16 protein-coding genes are annotated in these 19,797 nt (G+C 66.6%); 5 read left to right on the top strand and 11 right to left on the bottom strand.

The window, feature by feature from the left end; translation table 11 throughout:
• Positions 1–2: 2 nt before the first annotated feature.
• A complete protein-coding gene (locus GGR45_RS08075) occupies positions 3–1,001 on the bottom strand; it encodes a glycerophosphodiester phosphodiesterase (RefSeq protein ID WP_175311788.1) in 999 nt (332 codons plus the stop codon).
• Between the two features lie 113 nt (positions 1,002–1,114).
• Here GGR45_RS08075 and GGR45_RS08070 point away from each other — a divergent pair, with 113 nt between their 5' ends.
• Genes GGR45_RS08070 through GGR45_RS08050 form a run of 5 tightly spaced genes read left to right on the top strand, consistent with a single transcriptional unit; the run spans position 1,115 to position 6,409 of the window.
• A complete protein-coding gene (locus GGR45_RS08070) occupies positions 1,115–1,651 on the top strand; it encodes a 2Fe-2S iron-sulfur cluster-binding protein (protein ID WP_175311606.1) in 537 nt (178 codons plus the stop codon).
• Positions 1,648–2,631 (top strand): FAD binding domain-containing protein, encoded by a 984-nt coding sequence (locus GGR45_RS08065; protein WP_175311607.1) that lies wholly within the window; start codon positions 1,648–1,650, stop codon positions 2,629–2,631. Before GGR45_RS08070 ends, GGR45_RS08065 begins: the two co-directional genes overlap by 4 nt.
• A 4-nt stretch (positions 2,632–2,635) precedes the next feature.
• The gene (locus GGR45_RS08060; RefSeq protein ID WP_175311608.1) at positions 2,636–4,876 is read left to right on the top strand and encodes a xanthine dehydrogenase family protein molybdopterin-binding subunit; all 2,241 of its coding nucleotides are present in this window, start codon (positions 2,636–2,638) and stop codon (positions 4,874–4,876) included.
• Complete coding sequence (locus tag GGR45_RS08055; protein WP_175311609.1) at positions 4,876–5,799, top strand: XdhC family protein; 924 nt, start codon at positions 4,876–4,878, stop codon at positions 5,797–5,799. Before GGR45_RS08060 ends, GGR45_RS08055 begins: the two co-directional genes overlap by 1 nt.
• The gene (locus tag GGR45_RS08050; RefSeq protein ID WP_175311610.1) at positions 5,786–6,409 is read left to right on the top strand and encodes a nucleotidyltransferase family protein; all 624 of its coding nucleotides are present in this window, start codon (positions 5,786–5,788) and stop codon (positions 6,407–6,409) included. The genes GGR45_RS08055 and GGR45_RS08050 overlap by 14 nt, the downstream gene beginning before the upstream one ends.
• Here the strand turns inward: GGR45_RS08050 and GGR45_RS08045 are convergent.
• The 10 genes from GGR45_RS08045 to GGR45_RS08000 form a co-directional block, all read right to left on the bottom strand.
• The gene (locus tag GGR45_RS08045) at positions 6,378–7,583 is read right to left on the bottom strand and encodes an ABC transporter permease (protein ID WP_175311611.1); all 1,206 of its coding nucleotides are present in this window, start codon (positions 7,581–7,583) and stop codon (positions 6,378–6,380) included. The genes GGR45_RS08050 and GGR45_RS08045 overlap by 32 nt on opposite strands.
• Complete coding sequence (locus tag GGR45_RS08040) at positions 7,583–8,314, bottom strand: ABC transporter ATP-binding protein (protein WP_175311612.1); 732 nt, start codon at positions 8,312–8,314, stop codon at positions 7,583–7,585. Before GGR45_RS08040 ends, GGR45_RS08045 begins: the two co-directional genes overlap by 1 nt.
• Positions 8,304–9,695, bottom strand: coding sequence for an efflux RND transporter periplasmic adaptor subunit (locus tag GGR45_RS08035; protein WP_175311613.1), 1,392 nt, complete (start codon positions 9,693–9,695; stop codon positions 8,304–8,306). The genes GGR45_RS08040 and GGR45_RS08035 overlap by 11 nt, the downstream gene beginning before the upstream one ends.
• On the bottom strand, positions 9,695–11,170 hold the full coding sequence (locus GGR45_RS08030; protein WP_175311614.1) for an efflux transporter outer membrane subunit: 1,476 nt from the start codon (positions 11,168–11,170) through the stop codon (positions 9,695–9,697). Before GGR45_RS08030 ends, GGR45_RS08035 begins: the two co-directional genes overlap by 1 nt.
• 268 nt (positions 11,171–11,438) lie before the next feature.
• The gene (locus GGR45_RS08025; protein ID WP_175311615.1) at positions 11,439–12,023 is read right to left on the bottom strand and encodes an ABC-type transport auxiliary lipoprotein family protein; all 585 of its coding nucleotides are present in this window, start codon (positions 12,021–12,023) and stop codon (positions 11,439–11,441) included.
• Between the two features lie 20 nt (positions 12,024–12,043).
• On the bottom strand, positions 12,044–13,006 hold the full coding sequence (locus GGR45_RS08020; RefSeq protein ID WP_175311616.1) for an MlaD family protein: 963 nt from the start codon (positions 13,004–13,006) through the stop codon (positions 12,044–12,046).
• On the bottom strand, positions 13,006–13,917 hold the full coding sequence (locus GGR45_RS08015; protein WP_175311617.1) for an ABC transporter ATP-binding protein: 912 nt from the start codon (positions 13,915–13,917) through the stop codon (positions 13,006–13,008). The genes GGR45_RS08020 and GGR45_RS08015 overlap by 1 nt, the downstream gene beginning before the upstream one ends.
• Complete coding sequence (locus tag GGR45_RS08010; protein WP_175311618.1) at positions 13,917–15,023, bottom strand: ABC transporter permease; 1,107 nt, start codon at positions 15,021–15,023, stop codon at positions 13,917–13,919. The genes GGR45_RS08015 and GGR45_RS08010 overlap by 1 nt, the downstream gene beginning before the upstream one ends.
• Positions 15,024–15,120: 97 nt before the next feature.
• The gene (locus GGR45_RS08005) at positions 15,121–16,326 is read right to left on the bottom strand and encodes a DUF445 domain-containing protein (protein ID WP_175311789.1); all 1,206 of its coding nucleotides are present in this window, start codon (positions 16,324–16,326) and stop codon (positions 15,121–15,123) included.
• A 264-nt stretch (positions 16,327–16,590) separates the two neighbouring features.
• Positions 16,591–19,797, bottom strand: coding sequence for an efflux RND transporter permease subunit (locus tag GGR45_RS08000; protein ID WP_175311619.1), 3,207 nt, complete (start codon positions 19,795–19,797; stop codon positions 16,591–16,593).

Here is a 19,797-nt window from a genome sequence, read left to right as displayed (position 1 = left end):
TTTCAGCGGGCGCGCACGACGGCGTTGCGCGTATCTACCCCGATTTGCGGGAAATCGGTGAAGAATCCGTCGATGCCCTGACCGAGCGCGGCGCGAATTTCGCCCGCGACATCGCCATGCGCCTTGGGATCGGCACCACGGCGGAAGGCGGGGCGGACGAAATAATTCTCCGCCCGATAGGTCCAGGGATGGACGCGCAGTCTCGCACGGTGCGCATCGGCGACCAGCGTGGTGGGCGCGTCGCCGTTCCACAGCATCGCCTTGTCCGGCCCGATCCCCCAGGCATAGGTCGCCACCTGTTCCAGCCCCGCAGGCGTCATCATCGCGCCGTAGCTGGGCGCGGCATCGTCCGCCGGACCGCCCTCGCCCGCGACCAGCTGGATCAGGCGGATGCCGGTCATCGTCTTCAGATGCTTGAGATTGTTCACCTCGAACGACTGGATGAAGACCGGCGCGTCCGCCGTCTTCCACCCGGCCTTGTCGAGCGCGGCGACGAGCGGCGCATCGGTGCCCTTGCCGATCGACGCGAAATAGGTCGGGTGCTTGGTTTCGGGATAGATGGCGATGGTCCGCCCGGTTTCCTTCGACCGCTGCTTGGCGAGCGTGATGATCTCGTCCAGCGTGGGTATCTGGAACTGCCCGTCATAGGCGGTCGAGCGAAGCTGCGGCAGGCGCTCCCGCGCACGAAGCGTCTTCAACTCGGCCAGCGTGAAATCCTCGGTGAACCAGCCGGTCTCCTGCTGTCCGTCGATCGTCTTGGTCGTCTTGCGATCGGCGAACTCCGGGTGGGCGGCAACGTCGGTCGTCCCCGATATCTCGTTCTCGTGGCGTGCGACGAGATAGCCGTCACGGGTCGGCACCAGATCGGGCTCGATCACGTCCGCCCCTTCGCGGATCGCCAGATCATAGGCGGCCAGCGTGTGTTCGGGGCGCTCTCCGCTGGCGCCGCGATGCGCGATGACGATCGGGGACGATAGCGGCTTGTTCGGTTCGGCGGACATGGCCTCACCCTGCCCCATGACCAGCGCGACGGCAATGAGAGTGGTTCGCAACGGGAAACGTGCGGAAAGCATGGCGTTTGTTCATCCAATTGTAATCCCAAGGGGATGGCGCGATGCATTTCACAATCAATGGTCAATCGCATGACATCGAGGTCGATGTCCGAACCTCGCTGCTCGATCTATGTCGCGAGCATCTGGGACTGACGGGGTCCAAGAAGGGCTGTGATCACGGCCAGTGCGGCGCGTGCACGATGCTGGTGGACGGGCGGCGGGTAAATAGCTGCCTGACCCTGGCGGTGATGCATCAGGACGATGAGATCACGACGATCGAGGGGCTGGGTCAGCCGGGCAATCTCCATCCCTTGCAGGACGCCTTTGTGCGGCATGACGGCTTCCAATGTGGTTACTGCACGCCCGGGCAGATCTGCTCGGCCGTCGGGATGCTTGACGAGGTGAAGAAGGGGTGGCCCAGCCATGTCACCGAGGACCTCGGCTCGGCCGAACTGACCGTCGAGGAAATCTCCGAGCGGATGAGCGGCAATCTGTGCCGCTGCGCCGCCTATCCCAACATCATCGATGCGATCCGCGAAGTCGCGGGCCAAGGCGACCGCAATCCCAATGAGGATGTCGGCAAGGAGGTCGCAGCATGAGGCTGTTCGACTATGCCCGCGCCGATTCGATCGGCACCGCCACCCGCGATGGCGCTATGCCGGGCGCGCGCTTCATCGCCGGGGGCACCAACCTGCTCGACCTGATGAAATTGCAGGTCGAGACGCCCGAAACGCTGGTCGACATCAGTCGACTGCCCCTGGCCGATATCGAGGAGCGTGAGGATGGCGGCCTGACCATCGGCGCGCTGGTGCCCAATAGCGATCTGGCGGCCGATCCCCGTATCATCGAGGGCTATCCCATCCTGTCGCGCGCGCTGCTGGCGGGGGCCTCGGGCCAGCTGCGCAACAAGGCGTCGACCGGGGGCAACCTGCTCCAGCGGACCCGCTGCTATTATTTCTACGACCCCGCCACCCCCTGCAACAAGCGCGAACCGGGCAGCGGCTGTTCGGCGATCGGGGGGGAGAACCGCATCCTCGCCATCCTCGGCACCTCCGACCAGTGTATCGCCACGCATCCCAGCGACATGGCCGTCGCGATGCGCGCGCTAGAGGCGGTCATCATCACCCAGAAGCCCGACGGCGACCGCCGCCGGATCGCCATCGGCGAATTCTACCGTCTGCCGGGTGAGACGCCCGAGATCGAGAACGTCCTGGAGCGGGGCGAGCTCATCACCCATGTCGAGCTTCCCCCCGCGCCGGAAGGCCGCCAGACCTATCGCAAGGTTCGCGACCGGGCGTCCTATGCCTTTGCCCTGGTCTCGGTCGCGGGGATCGTCGCCGTCGCGGGAGGCAAGATCACCTCCGCGCGGCTCGCCTTTGGCGGCTTGGGGCCGATGCCGTGGCGCAACGAGGCGGTGGAGGCCGCGCTGGTCGGGCAAGAGCCATCCGACGCCGTATTCAATGCCGCCACTGACGTGCTGTTGGCGGACGCCAGGGGCTATGGCTCGAACGACTTCAAGATTCCGCTGACGCGTCGCACATTGGTCGCGACGCTCCGTGAACTGACGCAGGAGGGCTGATCCCATGTTCGGATCCGGCAAGGACGACACGAACGCGCTGACCATGAACCAGCCGCATCCCGACAGCCTGCTCGACACGGGCGTGCAGGGGGTGATTTCCAAACCACTCGACCGGGTGGACGGGCCGAAAAAGGTGACGGGCACCGCCACCTATGCCGCAGAATACGCCATCGAGAACTGCGCGCATGGCGTCCTCGTGAGCGCGACCAAGGGTCATGCGAAGATCAAGGCGATCGACGCCGATGCGGTGAAGGCGATCCCCGGCGTGATCGACGTCATCACCGACTACGACACCTTCATCCGCAATTCGCAGCAGGGCGGCGAAACCGAAGCCCCGACGCAAGGCGTGCGCACCGTCGACTATTTCGGCGAGATCATCGCGATCGTCGTCGCCGAGAGCTTCGAGGTCGCCCGCGACGCCGCCAAGCAGCTGAAGGTCGAGTATGAGCCGCTCGACGACGGCGCGTTCGACTATGAGGCGAACAAGGACAAGGCCGAACCCGCCCCCGATGGCCTCATCAAGGGCCATTACGATCAGGGCGATTTCGACAAGGCGTTCGACAATGCGGCGGTCAAGGTCGATGTCACCTACACCACCCCCAGCCAGAACTCCGCCGCGATGGAGCCGCATGCCTCGATCGCGGTATGGGAAGACGGCGCGCTGACGCTGTACGGCGCCTACCAAATGCCGACCTCGGACGCTCAGCAGCTCGCCAAGGCGCTGGGCGTTGCCCAGTCCAAGGTGCGGATCATCTCGCGCTATATCGGTGGCGGCTTCGGCTCGAAGCTAGGCATCGCGCCCGAGAGCGTCGCCGCCGCCATCGCCGCCAAGCAGCTGGGCCGCCCGGTCAAGGCGGTGATGCTGCGCCAGCAGGTGTTTGACGCCACCGTCCGCCGTTCCAACACCGAGCAGCGGATGCGGCTCGGCACCGAAGCGGGCGGCCGGATCGTCGCGCTGGGCCATGAATCGATCACCTCCAACCTGCCTGACGAGGACTTTTTCGAGCCCGTCGGGATCGGCACGCATTTTCTGTACGCGGGTGAGAATCGCCGGATCAATCATGACGTGGTGCGGCTGAACTGGACGCTGTCGGGCTCGATGCGCGCGCCCGGCGAGGCGGTCGGCATGGTCGGCATGGAATGCGCGATGGACGAGCTGGCCGAGGCGATCGGCATGGACCCCATTGCCTTGCGCAAGGTCAATGATCCCGAACGAGATCCCGAACAGGGCCTGCCCTATTCGTCCCGCAGCCTGACCCGCTCGCTGGAGGAAGGCGCCAGGCATTTTGGCTGGGATAAGCGCCAGGCCCCGGGCCAGCGGCGCGAAGGCGACTGGTTGATCGGCATGGGCGTCGCCGCCGCGTGCCGTTCCAACCAGTTGCAGCAGTCGGCCGCCAAGGTCGAACTCCACCCGGACGGCAGCGCGACCGTATCCTCGGCGATGACCGACATCGGCACGGGCAGCTATACGATCATGGCGCAGATCGCCGCAGAAATCCTGGGCTTGCCGGTCGAGAAGGTGACGATGGCGCTGGGCGACACCAACGATCCCCCCGCGGCGGGCTCGGGCGGGTCCTGGGGCGCGGCCTCGGCCGGCTCGGCGGTCTATCTGGCGGCGGAACGCGTGCGCGAGAAGCTGGCCAAGGCGATGGGCGTCAAGGCAGACGACCTGACCCTGAAGGACGGCATGGCGATCGGCGACAATCGCTCGGTGCCGCTTGGCGAGCTGGTCGGCCAAGACGGCCTGTCCGCGATCGGCGAGATCCAGCCGGGCCAACAGGAAAAGCAGTTCAACCAGGCCAGCTATGGCGCGCATTTCGCGGAGGTCGGGGTCAATGTCGTTACCGGCGAGGTGCGCGTGCGGCGGATGCTGGGCGTGTTCGCGGCGGGGCGCGTGCTCAACGCCAAGACGGCGCGCTCGCAATGCCTGGGCGGCATGACCTTCGGCATCGGCACCGCGCTGACCGAGGAACTGATCCACGACCCGCGCACCGGCAAGCTGGTGAATCACGATCTGGCCGAATATCATGTGCCGGTGAATGCCGATGTCCCCCAGCTGGAAGTCCATTTCCTTGATGAGCGGGACATCCATGCCAATCCGATCCACGCCAAGGGGATCGGCGAGCTGGGCATTTCCGGCGCGGCCCCGGCCGTGGTCAACGCCATCTACAACGCCACGGGCGTGCGGGTGCGCGAGATGCCGGTGACGCTCGACAAGCTGCTCGATCACCTCCCGGCGCTTTGATGAGCGACCATGACAGTGTCCTCGCCGCCGCGCGCGAATGGCGGGGCGAGAAGATGGCGATTGCGACGGTGGTGTCGACCTGGGGGTCGGCACCGCGTCCGCGTGGCAGCCATATGCTGGTCCATGAAGATGGCCGGTTCGAGGGATCGGTCTCGGGCGGCTGTGTCGAGAACGATATCCTCCACACCGCTGCCGAGGTCATCGCGGGCGCGCCGTTCCAGCTGAAGCGCTACGGCGTGGCGGATGCCTCGGCCTGGGAAGTAGGCCTGCCCTGCGGCGGCGAGATCGCGGTGATGGTGCAGCCGGTGTCGGCGGACGGGTTCGACCCCGAGTTGTTCGACCGCATCACCGAGGCGCGCGAACAGGGCCGCGCTCTGACCGTCACCACCGACCTGACCACCGGTCATTCCGACCTGCGGCCGATCGAGACCGGCGAGGTCTTCGCCAACCGCTATGATCCGCCCCGCCGCTTGCTGATCGTCGGCGCGGTGCAGATCGCGCAGAGCCTGGCGCAACTGGCGCAGACGCTCGGCATCGCCACCGTCGTGATCGACCCCCGCGCGCGTTTCCTGACCGAGGAGCGCTTCCCCGGCGTCACGCTCGACGATCGCTGGCCCGACGAGGCGGTGGCGGCCTATGCCCCCGGCCCCGCAACCGCCGTCGTGACGCTGAGCCACGACACCAAGATTGACGACCCCGCGCTGGTCGCCGCGCTTGCCAGCGACACCGCCTATGTCGGCGCGCTGGGCAGTCGGCGCAGCCATGCCGCGCGCCGGGAGCGTCTGGCCGCGATGGGCGTTTCTCCCCAGGCGATCGACCGGATCGATGGTCCTGTCGGCCTCGACATCGGTGCGATCGGCCCCTCCGAGATCGCGCTGTCGATCGCGGCGGCGATGATAGGAGCCTTTCATGATCGACGCTGAAGATGTGGTCCTGGTCCTGCTGGCGGCGGGGCAGTCGAGCCGCTTCGGGATGGAAAACAAGCTGGAGGCCGAGTTTCTCGGCAAGCCGGTGGGATTTCACGTCACCACCGCGCTGGAAAGCATTCCCTTTGCCGACCGGATCGTGGTGACGGACGGGTGCCAGCTCGACTTCGCCTCGCGCGGCTACCGCGTCATCCACAATGACGACATCGCCAAGGGCATGTCGCACTCGATGCATCTGGGCGTGCGCGAGGCGATGAAGGCGTCACCCCAGGCGATCCTGATCGCGCTGGCCGATATGCCGCGGGTCACGGCGGCGCATATCTATCGCCTGTTCGATGCCCTTGACGGGCCGGATTCGGTCGTCGTGTCGAGCAATGGCGAACACCCCACCCCGCCGGGCGTGTTCGGCTCAGGCCAGTTCGAGGCGCTGCTCAAGCTGGAAGGCGACGAGGGCGGCCGCCAACTGGTTGCGGGTGGGCGGCATGTCGTGACCGCCCCCGCCGAGTTGATCGACATCGACACGCCCGAGGATCTGGAAAAACTACGTCAACTCGTCCACGCGCCCGAGCGGACGATCACTCGTGGCGTAGCGCATCGATCGGATTGAGCGCCGCCGCCCGCCGCGCCGGGAAATAGCCGAAAACCACCCCGATCACCGCCGAAATCGCAAAGGCGATGATGTTGATCTGCAGGTCGAAGGTCCAGGGCACCTGCATGACGGGCACCAGCAAGGCGATGATCGCCTGCGCCAGGATCAGGCCGATGATCCCGCCCAGGCAGGACAGCACCACCGCCTCGACCAGGAACTGCAACAGCACCTCGCGCGCCACCGCGCCGATCGCCAGGCGGATGCCGATCTCGCGCGTTCGCTCGGTCACCGACACCAGCATGATGTTCATGATGCCGATGCCGCCAACCACCAGGCTGATCGCCGCCACCGCCGCGACGATGCGGGTCAGCATCGTCGTCGTGCTGGTCAGCGTGTCGCTGATCTGCTTGGTGTCGAAGATGTTGAAATCGTCGTCCTTGCCGCCGGTAATGTTGCGCCGTTCGCGTAAGAGATCGGTCAGCGAGGCTTGCACGGCCGAGGTCGAATAGGCCTGATCGACACCGACCAGCATCAGGCGGATGTCGCGGCTGCCGGTGAAGCGGCGTTGCACCGCCTTGATCGGCATCAGCACGACATCGTCCTGATCGCCAAAGCCCCCCTGCCCGCGCGTCGTCAGCACGCCCACCACGTCGCAACTGATCGCGCCGATGCGAAAGCGCTTGCCGACCGCCTCGGTGGTACGGAAGAGGTTCTGGCGGACGGTATTGCCGATGACGCACACCGCCTTGCCTGCGGCCTGTTCGGCCGGGGTCCAGTAACGGCCCGACGCCAGGGGCCAGGGTTGGACGGTGAAATAGGCCAGCGTCGTGCCGGTGACGGTGGTCGACCAGTTAGCGCCCTCATAGATGGCGGTCGCACTGGTCTGTGCCTGCGGCGCCACCGCCGTCACGCCCGCGATCTGGTCGGCGATCGCCTCGACATCCTCGGGTTTGAAGTCGGGCGGACGCGGACCGCCGCCGCCGCGCCCGAAGCCCTGACCGGGGCGGACCTGGAGGATATTGGTGCCCAGTGACGAGATCGACTGCTGCACCGCCGCCGTCGTCGCCTTGCCCAAAGTCACCATGGTCACGACCGCGCCGACGCCGATAATGATACCCAGCGTCGTCAGGAACGAGCGCAGCATATGCCGCCGGATCGACCGGATCGCGAGGAGAAGCGTGGTGCCGAACATCAGTGCCCACCCATTTCCGGCACTTCACCCGGCCGATGCTGCGCCTCGATCCGATCGACCAACCCATCCTTGAAATGGATGACGGTGCGCGCGAACGCCGCCATGTCGGGCTCATGCGTGACCATCAGCACGGTGATGCCGCTGTCCCGGTTGAGCCCGGTCAACAGTTCCATGATCTCCACCGAGCGTTCGGAATCGAGATTCCCCGTCGGCTCGTCGGCGAGCAGGACGTCGGGGCTGGTGACGATGGCGCGCGCGATCGCCACGCGCTGCTGCTGCCCGCCCGACAGTTCGGCGGGGGTATGGTCCCACCATTTGTCGAGGCCCACCTTCTCCAGCGCCGCCATGCCCAGCTCGCGCCGGGTCCGCTTGTCCTCGCCGCGATAGAGCAAGGGCAGCTCGACATTCTCCAGCGCGGTGGTGCGCGACAGCAGGTTGAACCCCTGGAACACGAAGCCCAGATAGCGCCGCCGCAGCATCGCCCGCTGGTCGCGGTCGAGCGTCTCGACATGATGGCCGCGAAACAGAAAATTGCCCCCGCTCGGCACGTCGAGACAGCCCAATATGTTCATTGTCGTCGACTTGCCCGACCCGGAAGGTCCCATCACCGCGACGAAATCCCCGCCCGCAATGTCCAGGTCGACGCCTTTCAGCGCCTGGAACTGGGTCGCGCCGCTGCCATAGGTCTTGGTAACGCCGCGAAGCTGGATGAGCGGGGCGTCAGCGGCCACCACCGCCCCCGCCACCCTGCTGGCCTCCGCCCTGGCGCCGCTGGCCGCCACCACGCGGAGCCGCGCTCTCGCCGCCCGCCAGCTGGCCGGTGATGACCTGCATATCGGGCTTCAGGCCGCCCGACAGCACCTCGGTCATTGATCCGTTGGTGTCGCCGGTGACGATCTGGATCGGCTGCGGCTTGCCGTCGGCACCGCGCACATAGACGGTCTGGGTCGCGCCGCGCTGGACGGTCGCGGTACGTGCGGCGCGGTCACGGCGCGGACGGAAGGTCAGCGAGCCTGCGATGCCACCGCCGCCCTGCCCTGCGCCGTCCGACGGCTTGAAACGCAGCGCCGCGTTGGGGATCAGCAGGACATTCTTCTTGTCCGACGTCACGATGTCGGCGGTCGCGGTCATGCCGGGGCGCAGTTGCAGGTCGGGATTGGCGACCGTCAGGTCGGCGGCATAGCTGACCACCTGCCCCGTGGTCGACGTCGCGCTGGCGGTCGAGGAGGTGGAAGAGGTCGCCGCGCTGACCGTCAGGTTCGACCCCAGATCCACCCGCGTGATCGTTGCCGGGAAGGTCCGCCCCGGAAAGGCGTCGACGGTGAAATCGGCCTTCTGCCCGACCTTCACCTCGCCAACGTCTGCTTCGTCGATCGCGACCTCCAGCTTCATCTTGGTCAGGTCTTCGGCGATGACGAACAGCGTCGGCGTGTTGAACGACGCCGCGACCGTCTGACCGGGGTCTACCTGTCGCGCCAGCACCACGCCCGAGACGGGCGAGCGGATGATCGCACGCTGACGCTGGGTCTGCGACTGCGCCAGCTGGGCGCGGGCGGCGGTCACATTGGCCTCCGCCACACGCAGCGCCGCGACCGCACGCTGGGCATCCGCACGCCCCGCCTGAAGTTCGGTCGCCGAGGGCACACGGCCGTTCGACAGCTTATACACCTGTTCCAGCCGCGCGAGCTGCGCCTGCGATTCCGACACGGTCGCGCGCGCCTGCGCCACCTGCGCGACATTGGCGGCCAGCGTCGCCTGCGCGGCGCGGATCTGGTCGTCGATCTGCTCAGGATCGATCAGTGCCAGCGCCTCGCCCGCCTTCACCCGGTCGTTCACATCGACCACGACCTTGGTGACCAGGCCCGACAGCTGCGAGCCGACCGTCACCTGGTTGGTCGGCGCCAGCTTGCCGGTGGCCGAGACGGTCACGGTCAGGTCGCCGCGCGTCACCGGCGCGGTGGCGAAGCCCGCTTCCTTCGATCCGCCGAAACAGCTTTTGAGCAGCAGCGCCAGCAGCACGACGCCGACGATCACCACGCCCCACTGCACCCATTTGCGCCAGCGCGGCTGTGGCTTCACGCCCAGGAAATCGTCGAGAGTCTGGTCGGCCATCAGCGGTTGTCCGGGGTTGTGGCGAGGCGCGGCGGCGCTTCGGGGGTGGTCGTGGCGTCCCATCCGCCGCCGAGCGCCGCGAACAGCGCGACTTGCGCGGTCGCGGCGTCGGAGCGGGCCTGAACCAGCCCGTTCTGTGCGTTCAGGAACGCCGCCTCCTGTTGCGACAGGGTGGTGAAATCGGTGAGGCCCGAGCGATACTGGCTGCGCGCCAGGATCGCCGAGTTGCGCGCGGCGTCGAGCTGGATGGCGAATTGCCGTTCCCGCTCGCGCGCGGTGTTGAGCGCAACGATGGCGTTCTCGACATCCTCCAGCGCGAGCAGGACGGTACCCTGATAGGCGGCATAGGACTGATCGGCGAGCGCCTGGGCATTGCGCACCTGGCTGCGCAGCCGCCCGCCGTTGAAGATTGCCTGGGTCAGCCCGGCGAACAGGCTGCCGGTGATCGCATCGCCCAGCGAGCCGAGGCTGGTGGCCGCCGTGTTGATATTCCCGGAAATGGCGAGCGCAGGGTAGAGCGCGGCCTGCGCCACGCCGATCCGCGCGGTCGCGGCGGCCAGATTGCGCTCGGCCGCGCGCACATCGGGGCGGCGGCGCAAGATATCGGCGGGGATGCCCGCACCGATCACCGCGGGGCCGGTGGGGATCGGCTTCACCGCTGCAAGCCGCGCCTTGACCGCGCCGGGCGCCTGCCCCGTCAGCACGCCCAACCGCGAGACGGCGGCATTATATTGCTGCTCGATCGAGGGGATGGTCGCGGCGGTCTGCGCCCGCTGGCTGCGCGCCTGTTCGGCGTCGAGCGAGGAGACGAGGCCCGCCTGCACGCGAAAGCCCGCAATCTCCAGATTGTCGTCCTGCAATGCCAGGCTGGCGCGCGCATTGGCGAGCTGCGCCTGATAGGCGCGCGCCAGCATGTAATTGCGCGCCAGTTCGCTCTCGACGGTCAGCAGCGTCGCGGCATAACTGAACCCCGCGCCCTCATAGGTCGCGCGGGTGGCCTCGACCGTGCGGCGCACTTCGCCGAACAGGCCGACCTGATAGCTGGCTGACAGTCCGATCGTGAAGCTGTTGCTGCCGCCCCCGCCGGTATCGACCACAGTGCCGTCGGGCAGGGTGAAGCTGCGCCCGCCGCCGCGCAGATTCTCGTTGCGTTGATAGCCGGTGGAGCCGGAGACGTTGGGCAACAACGAGGCACGGCTCTGGATCAGGCTTTCGCGTGCCTGCCGCAGCCGGGCGATCGCCTGGACGACATCGGTATTGGCGACCACTGCCTGCTCGACCAGTTCGGCGAGCAACGGGTCGTCGAACGACCGCCACCAGCGGGTCAGATCCTGCGCCTGCGCGTTGGCGGCGGGTACCGACCAGGCATCGGGCACCCCCAGCGCTTGCGGAGCGGCAGGATGGTAATCGGGACCGACCGTGCAGGCGGAAAGGGCCGCCGGGGCCAGAAGAAGGACGCGGGCGCGAGGCTTCATGCGGGGGAACGTGCCGTGCCGTTACGGCCCCGTCCAGTGTGTTTCTGTCGCAAATTGTGACGGATGCGGCATATTTCCGTCATCCTGAGGGCGCACGTTTCAGGAGGGTGAAAGTTCCGCTTCGATCTAAAAATCCTCCCCGGTACGGGGAGGTGGCAGGGCGCAAGCCCTGACGGAGGGGGGCTTCCACAAAGGTCATCCCTCGCGGCGCCCCCCCTCCACCATGCTACGCATGGTCCCCCTCCCCGCTAGCGGGGAGGATCAGTATTTACCGACCCACCCAGTCGGAAACCTGCTGGGCAACCTGGTTCGCCGCCTGATTCAGCGCCGGGCCGACGGTCGTGGCGTCGATCTTGCCGACCGGCACCCGCGCCTCGAAGCGGCGCTTCTCGATGTTCGTCTGACCATTGCGTTGCAGCGTGGCGTCGAACATCACCACCGCGTCGCGTCGGGTCGCGTCCATGCCGAACTGGCGCAGTTCGCCGCCCAGCCGGTCGCCCGGATCACCGATCGAATCGCGCGACGACAGGACGACGCGGCCGACCCGTGCGGTCAGCGTGTCGGCCATCAGCCGGGCGAACAGGCGCGCGGGCGGCTCGGCCCATTGCGCATCCTTCACATAGGCGATGCTGGTGGCATTCTCCTGCACCGGCACCCGCGCCGTCGCCAGCTCCTGTGGCGAGGACGGCAACTGGATGGTGATCGACTTGCCCGGCCCGGAATCCTGCGTTTGCCCCACGCTCGGCGCGGATTGCGCCTGAAGCGTCAGCAGCGAGGGAGGCGGTTTGGCTCCGAAGCTGATGCAGCCGGCGAGCGGAAGCGATGCGAGCATCACGATCAGCGGAGTCTTCATGACGGTCCTCATCGGCTTCCTCACTTGCCCTTATAGTCCGGCAGCTTCTGCTGCCCGATCAGCGATCCCGCACCCTGTTGGTCGACCTTTTCGGCGACCGCCGACAGCGACTGGGTCATCACGCGCAGGTCCTTCACCAAACGATCCACCTCGGGCATGGTCTGCTTCGAGAAGGTCTGCAGGCCCGGCCGTGCATCGCCGATCACGGCGTTCAGCGTGTCCGCGCTCTTCTGTGCCGAAGCGATGGTGCGGTTCAGATTGGCGATGGTCGGCTTCACATCCTCGGCCAGGATGCCGTTGGTGGTCGTTGCCAGCTGGCCGATCGACTGCGCCGCGTCACCAGCCTGCTGGATCGCCACGCGGGTCTGGGCCAGCGTCGCGGCGATCTCCGGCCCGCGATCGGCCAGAGCGTCGGTAAGGCGGTTGGTATTGTCGAGAATGCCCGAGATCGACGCCTGGTTGCGGTCGGACAGCAAGCCGGTCAGCCGCTCGGTCAAGGTCGACAGCCGCTCCAGCAGCTGCGGCGCGGAGTTCAGGATCGCGCCGATGCCGCCCTGCTTGGTCGGAATGACCGGCACGCCATAGGGGCAGATGGTGCGATTCTCGGGCTGCGGACAGGCGATCGGCGGCGCTCCCTTGCGCGCGCCGTCCAGCGAAATGGTGCTGGTGCCGGTGAAGCTGGCCGAGATCGACGCGGTCGTGCCCTGCAGGATCGGCGTCTGCTCGTTGACCGAAACGCGGACCCGCACGAATTGCGGATCGGGACGCCACAGCGCGATTTCCTTCACCTGGCCCGAGGGCACGCCGGAGTAAGTGACCGCCGAGCCCTTGGCCAGGCCATCCACCGACTGGCGGAAGAAGATGTCATATTCCTTCTCCGACGTGCCGCCCAGACGGGCGATCCAGACGGTGAAGATCGCCAGCACTGCGAGCAGGATCAGCACGACAGAGCCGACTAGGACGTGGTTTGAACGGGTTTCCATCAGCGTGTCCCTGCTTCGCCTCTCGCATGGGCATCGGCCGCATTGCCTTGGGCTTGCTGGCCGGTGGCATGGGCTTCGACTTCGGTGGGGTGGCGCGCGGCGTCCGCGGAACGGGGGCGGATGTCCGCAACCTCGTCCTTGGCGGCGACAGCGGCGCGGCCGCGCGGCCCCTTGAAATATTCCTCGATCCACGGATGGTCGAGCGCAATCAACTCGTCGATCGTACCGACCGCGATCACCTTCTTGTCCGCCAGCACCGCCACCCGGTCGCAGATCGCATAGAGCGTGTCGAGGTCGTGAGTGATGAGGAAGACGGTCAGCCCCAACGTCTTCTGGAGCGAGGCGATCAGCTGGTCGAATGCCGCCGCGCCGATCGGGTCGAGGCCCGCCGTCGGCTCGTCGAGGAACAGGAGTTCGGGGTCGAGCGCCAGCGCCCGGGCAAGACCTGCGCGCTTCTTCATGCCACCCGACAGCTCAGCCGGATATTTGGGTCCCGCGTCCGCAGGCAGGCCCGCCATCACCACCTTATAGGAGGCGACCTCGTCCATCAGCGCCTGGGGCAGGTCGCGGTAGAATTCGCGGAGCGGCACCGCGACATTCTCCGCCACGGTCAGTGTCGAGAACAGCGCGCCGCCCTGGAACAGCACGCCCCAGCGCTTGCGGACATCGATCGCCTCTGTCGCCTCGCGTCCGATGGTCGGCTGGCCGAACACGGTGATCTCGCCTTGGTCCGGAGTCTGGAGGCCGATGATCGTGCGCATCAGCACCGATTTGCCGGTACCCGACCCGCCGACCACGCCTAGGATCTCGCCCTTGCGCACGTCCAGGTCGAGGCCGTCATGGATGACCTGCTCGCCGAAGCTGTTGCGTAAGCCCCGGACCTGGATGAGGATATCGTCCTGCTCGGCCATCAATCCCATCCGATCCAGGTGAAGAAGACCGCGAAAAACGCGTCAAGCACGATCACCAGGAAGATCGCCTGCACCACCGCCGACGTGGTGCGCAGGCCGACCTGCTCGGCGTCGGACTTGACCTGCATCCCCTGAAAACAGCCGGCGATCGCGATGATCGCGCCGAAGACGGGGGCCTTGATGAGGCCGACATACAGGTCGGTGATCGGAACCACTTCACGAATGCGCGCGATGAAGGTGACGGGCGGGATGCCCAGCGACACCGCCGCCAGGAAACAGCCGCCGATCATCGCGATCAGCGACGAATAGAAGCCGAGCAACGGCATCAGCGTCACCGCCGCCAGCGTGCGGGGCACGACCAGCGATTCCATCGGCGACACGCCGATGACGCGCATCGCGTCGATCTCCTCGGTCAGCTTCATCGTGCCGATCTGCGCGGCAAAGGCCGAGCCCGAGCGACCCGCGACCATGATCGCGGTCATCAGCACACCCAGTTCGCGCAGCGTAAGGCGACCGACCAGGTTGATCGTGAACACCTCGGCGCCGAACTGGCGAAGCTGCACCGCGCCCTGCTGCGCAATGACGATCCCGATCAGGAAGCTCATCAGGCCGATGATCGCCAGCGCCGAAACGCCCACCGTCTCGAACTCATGCACCACCGCATTGAACCGGAAGCGGCGCGGATGGCGGATAACCGCCAGTCCGGCCAGCACCGTCGCGCCCATGAAGCCCAGCAGACCATAGAGCGTCTGGAACGCCGCCACGACCGCGTCGCCGACCTCCCCCGCAACGCGCGAGAACGGGCTGATGGGTTGCGGGCGCATCGCGACCGGCTGATCCGCCTCGGTCACTTTGGAGAACAGGTGTCGCTGATTCTCGTCCAGACCATCGATCGCGGCGTCGTTGCGCGCGGCAAAACGGTGGATCAGCCAGGCACCGACCGTGTCGATCCGGTCCACCTGCGACAGGTCGATCCGCCGAACCGCCGCATCCTCGCGATCCAGCCGCTCGGGCAGGTTCCCCAGGGTCGCCAGCGACAGGCTGCCGGTAAAGCGCAGGGCGCCCCCGTCCGCCGCGTCATGCTGATAATCGGCCTTGGCGTTCATCAACTGCCTCTTTGCGGGAAAGCGGGGGCATCGACAAGGCGCTTCGTTCCCGCGACGAATCGACCGGCGGCGATAATTACACTAGCGCGTGACGTTTTCATAGCAGGCGATCCAGCAGATGTAGAACTAGGCCGACGCTGCCACCCACCAGTGTCCCGTTGATGCGGATATATTGCAGGTCGCGGCCTACCGCATTTTCCAGCCGCGAGGTTACGGTATCGGCATCCCAGCCACGCACCGTCTCCGATACAAGGCGAACGATGCCGTCGCCATAATCGGCGGCGATGCCCACCGTCGCGCGGCGGACGAAGCGATTGATCGTCGCCGCCAGCCGGGGATTGTCCTGCAGCGTCTGGCCCAGCTGCCGCATCGCATCGCCCAGCCGCCCGGCCGTCACCGCCTGAGGATCGCGCGCCATCCGCAGCAGCGCCTCGCGTGCCTGCTCCCACAGGCCGTCCAGCCAGCGCTGCATCGCTGGATTGGCGATCAGCTCAGTCTTCATCCCCTCAACCTTGGCGCGCATGTCGGGATCATATTGCAGGTCCCAGGCAAGGCGATCGAGCCCTTCCTCGATCTTCTGGCGCAGCGGATGGTCGCGATCTTCGGCGACATCGTGGAGCAGCTTATGCAGCCCGTCGATCAGCTTGTCGGCCAGCGTCTCGTCCAGCCCGGTCCAGCGGAGGATCGCGCCGGCCCGCTCATGCACCATGGCGCGCACGATCGCCTCATTGGCGTCGAGCGCCGATGCCGCCCAGCGCAGCACCGAATCCAGCAGCGGTAGATGCCGTCCCTCGGCGATGCTGGCCTTCAGCAACTGGCCCAGGATCGGCGCGACCTCGGTGGCGCGCAGCCGTGATCCGATCCCCGCCTTGACCATGCCGCCCAGCCGCTGCGGATCGAAGGCGGTCAGCATCTCGGCGAACAGGCGGGACGCTCCGCGCCGGATGCGCCCGCCCTCCTGCGGGGGTTGGGCCAGCCAGCGCCCCGCGGCGCCTGCCACGTCCAGCCGCACCATGCGCCGCGCCACGACGCGCGGGATCAGGAAATTGGTGCGCAGGAATTGGGCGAGCGTATCGCCGATGCGGTCCTTGTTGCGCGGCACGATCGCGGTATGCGGGATCGGGAGGCCCAGCGGATGGCGGAACAACGCGGTCACCGCGAACCAGTCGGCCAAACCGCCGACCATCGCCGCTTCGGCAAAGGATCGCACATAGCCCCAGGCGGGATGCACCGGCTGCAGGCCACGCGACACCAGATACAGCGCCGCCATGCCGACCAGCAGTCCGGTGGCCACGACCCGCATCTTCCGCAGGGCGGCTGGAACGGTCTGGCTACCCCCCGATCGCATTGCGAGTTCCATCAATCAGGACAATTCGCGAGCGGCAGCTTTGTTCAAGCGGAATCTTTCCCCAGCGTAACGAAACGGGGCGGATGATCCTCCCCGGTACGGGGAGGTGGCAGGGCGAAAGCCCTGACGGAGGAGGATTGCCGCACAGGCTGCCCTTCGTGGCGCCTCCCCTCCACCACCGCTTCGCGGCGGTCCCCCTCCCCGTTCCGGGGAGGAGATTTACTCCGCCGGATCATACCCCAGCTTGCCCGTGGCGGGCGGCAGCGCAGGGCCGCCGGCGGGGCCTTCGATCACCGGCCCGCTGCCCAGCTCGTCGCCAGGCTTGTAGGTCAGCAAGCGCTTGCTCAGACGCGGGCCGATCCAGCGTTCGACGCCCACCGCAAGGCTGAATGCGGCGGGGACGATGAGCAGGGTCAAGACCGTCGACAAGGCAAGGCCGCCGATCACCGTCACACCCATCGGGCTGCGCCATGATCCGTCGCCGCCCAGCGACAGCGCGGTCGGGATCATGCCCGCGACCATCGCCACCGTGGTCATCACGATCGGCTGGGCGCGCTTGTGGCCCGCATCGAGCACAGCGTCGCGGATCGGCACGCCCTTGGCGATCTCCTCCAGCGCGAAGTCGATCAACAGGATCGAGTTTTTCGCGACGATGCCCAGCAGCATCAGCAGGCCGATATAGACCGGCAGCGACAGCGGATTGCCGCTGAAATACAGCGCCAGTAATCCGCCCAGCGGCGCGAGCAGCAGCGAGGCCATGTTGACGAAGGGCGGCAGGAAGCGGCGATAGAGCAGGACCAGCACCGCAAAGACCATGAAGATGGCCGAGATGATCGCGGTGAAGAAATTCCGCATCATCTCCGCCTGCATCTTGGCCTGGCCCAGCACCATTTCGCTGACCCCCATGGGCAGGTTCTTCATGATCGGCAGGTCGTGGACCCTCTTCATCGCGTCGCCGCTGATCACGCCCTTGGCGAGGTCGGCGCCGACCGTCACCTGCCGCCGCTGGTTGACGCGGTCGATCTGGGTCGGCCCCGCGCCCAGACCGATATCGGCGACGACGCTCAAGGGCACTGAGCCGCCGGTCTGCGTCTGCACCGGCAGGTTCTGGATGGTCGACAAGCGCGCGCGGGCATTCTGGTCGAGCGCGACGCGGATCGGCACCTGGCGATCCGACAGCGAGAAGCGCGCCGAATTCTGGTCGATATCCCCCAGGGTCGCGATGCGGATCGCGCTGGACAGCGCCTGCGTCGTCACGCCCAGGCTGGCGGCGAGATCGAGCCGTGGGCGGATGACGATTTCCGGCCGGTCGAGATTGCCGACGATGCGCGGCGCAACGAGACCGGGCAGCGTGCCCATCTGCTGGACGATCTTGTTCGCGGTATCGCGCAGCACGGCGGGATCGTCACCGCCCAGGGTGATGGTCAGATCGCGCCCGCTCGATCCCCAGCCGAATTGCGACTGGAAGGTCACACGCGCATCGGGAATCGCGGCCAGTTCGGGAGCCAGCGAGCGTTCGAAGTCGGTGCTCTTCATCGAGCGGTCCTCCTTCAACGTCGCGACCACACGGCCATTGCCGACGCCGGTGCGCGAATAGACCGACTCGACGTCCGGCTGCTTTTTCAGGAACTGCGCGACCTTCTTCACAACCTGATCGGTCTGGGCCAGCGTCGTGCCGGGCACCATTTCGATCTTGGCAACCGCCTGGTCATTGTCCTGTGGCGGCTGGAAGGTCTTGGGGATGATCGCGAACATCGCGATCGTCAGCACAAAGGCGCCCATGCCGATGCCAATCACCCACAGCCGATGATCGCGGAACCGCCCGAAAAAGCGGCGGAAGAACCCGCGCCGCACGCCATCGGTCGGCCGGTCATAGCGCAGCGACCAGCGCAACGTCGCCATATAGGCGTCCATCAAACGGCCCTCGCCATGGCTGGCATGACCCGCCGACTTCAGGAAATAGGCCGCGATCATCGGCGTGATCATGCGCGCGACCGCCAGGCTCATCAGCACCGAGACGACCACGGTCAGGCCGAAATTCTTGAAATACTGGCCCGGAACGCCGGGCATCAGCGCCACCGGCAGGAACACCGCGACGATCGCCATGGTGGTGGCGAGCACGGCGAGGCCGATTTCGTCCGCCGCGTCGATCGACGCCTGATAGGCGGATTTGCCCATCCGCATATGGCGCACGATATTCTCGATCTCCACGATCGCGTCGTCGACCAGCACGCCCGCCACCAGGCTGAGCGCCAGCAGCGTCATCTGGTTCAGCGTGAAGCCCAGCAGGTCCATGAACCAGAAAGCGGGAATTGCCGACAGCGGAATGGCCAGCGCCGAGATCACCGTCGCGCGCCAGTCGCGCAGGAAGATGAAGACGACGATGACGGCCAGCACGGCACCCTCGATCATCGCATGGATGGCGCTTTCATACTGCGCCTCGGTATATTTCACGCTGTTCGAGCGGAGGACGAATTTTACCTCCGGGTTGCGCTTTTCCAGGGCCTTCAGCTTTTCGACCGCGCCGTTGAAGACGCTGACGTCCGAGGCACCCTTGGCGCGCTGAAAGTCGAAGCTGATGACCTGCCGCCCGTCGACCGCCGCCTGCGAACGCTGTTCGGCATAAAGATCGCGCACGGTGGCGATATCCGCCAGCCGCACCGTCCGTCCGCCCCGCACATTGATCTGGGTCTGGCCCAAGTCATAGGCGTTGCGGGCATTGCCCAGCACGCGGACCGCCTGTTCGGTGCCCGCGATCTCGGCGCGACCACCCGCGGCGTTCAGGTTGGTCATGCGAAGCTGGGCATTGACCTCGCTCGCGGTCAGGCCCTGCGCCTGCAATTTCAACGGATCGAGGATGACGCGGATTTCGCGGCTCACCCCGCCATTGCGGATGACCTTGGACAGGCCGGGGACGCCCAGCAATTCCTTGGTGACGTTGTTGTCGATATACCAGCTAAGCTGTTCGGGCGTCATGTTGGACGCGACCGCCGAATAGCTGGCCAGGTCGTTATCGGTCGAATCGACGCGAATGACCTGCGGCTCCAGGATACCGTCGGGCAGCATCGAGCGAATCTGGCTGATCGCATCGCGCGCATCGCTGACCGCGCGGTCGATCGGCGTGCCGATGTCGAGCTGGACCAGCGTCTGCGACTGCCCCTCGGTCACGGTCGAGGTGATCTGGTCGACGCCCTGCAGGTTCCGCAACGCCGCCTCGACCCGCTGGGTGACTTGCGTCTCCAGTTCGGTCGGCGCCGCACCCGGCTGGCTCACGACGACCACGACGATCGGGAAATCGATGTCGGGGTCGTTGTTGACGTCCATCCGCATGAAGCTGACGATCCCCGCCAACGTCAGCGCGACGAACAGGACGATCGGCGGAACCGGGTTCCGGATCGCCCAGGCAGAGATGTTGCGGAAACTCAT

Origin of the sequence: Sphingomonas zeae (genome assembly GCF_014197135.1) — a bacterium.
GTDB classification, from domain to species: Bacteria; Pseudomonadota; Alphaproteobacteria; order Sphingomonadales; family Sphingomonadaceae; genus Sphingomonas; species Sphingomonas zeae.
This window is presented reverse-complemented; position numbering and strand designations above follow the sequence as displayed.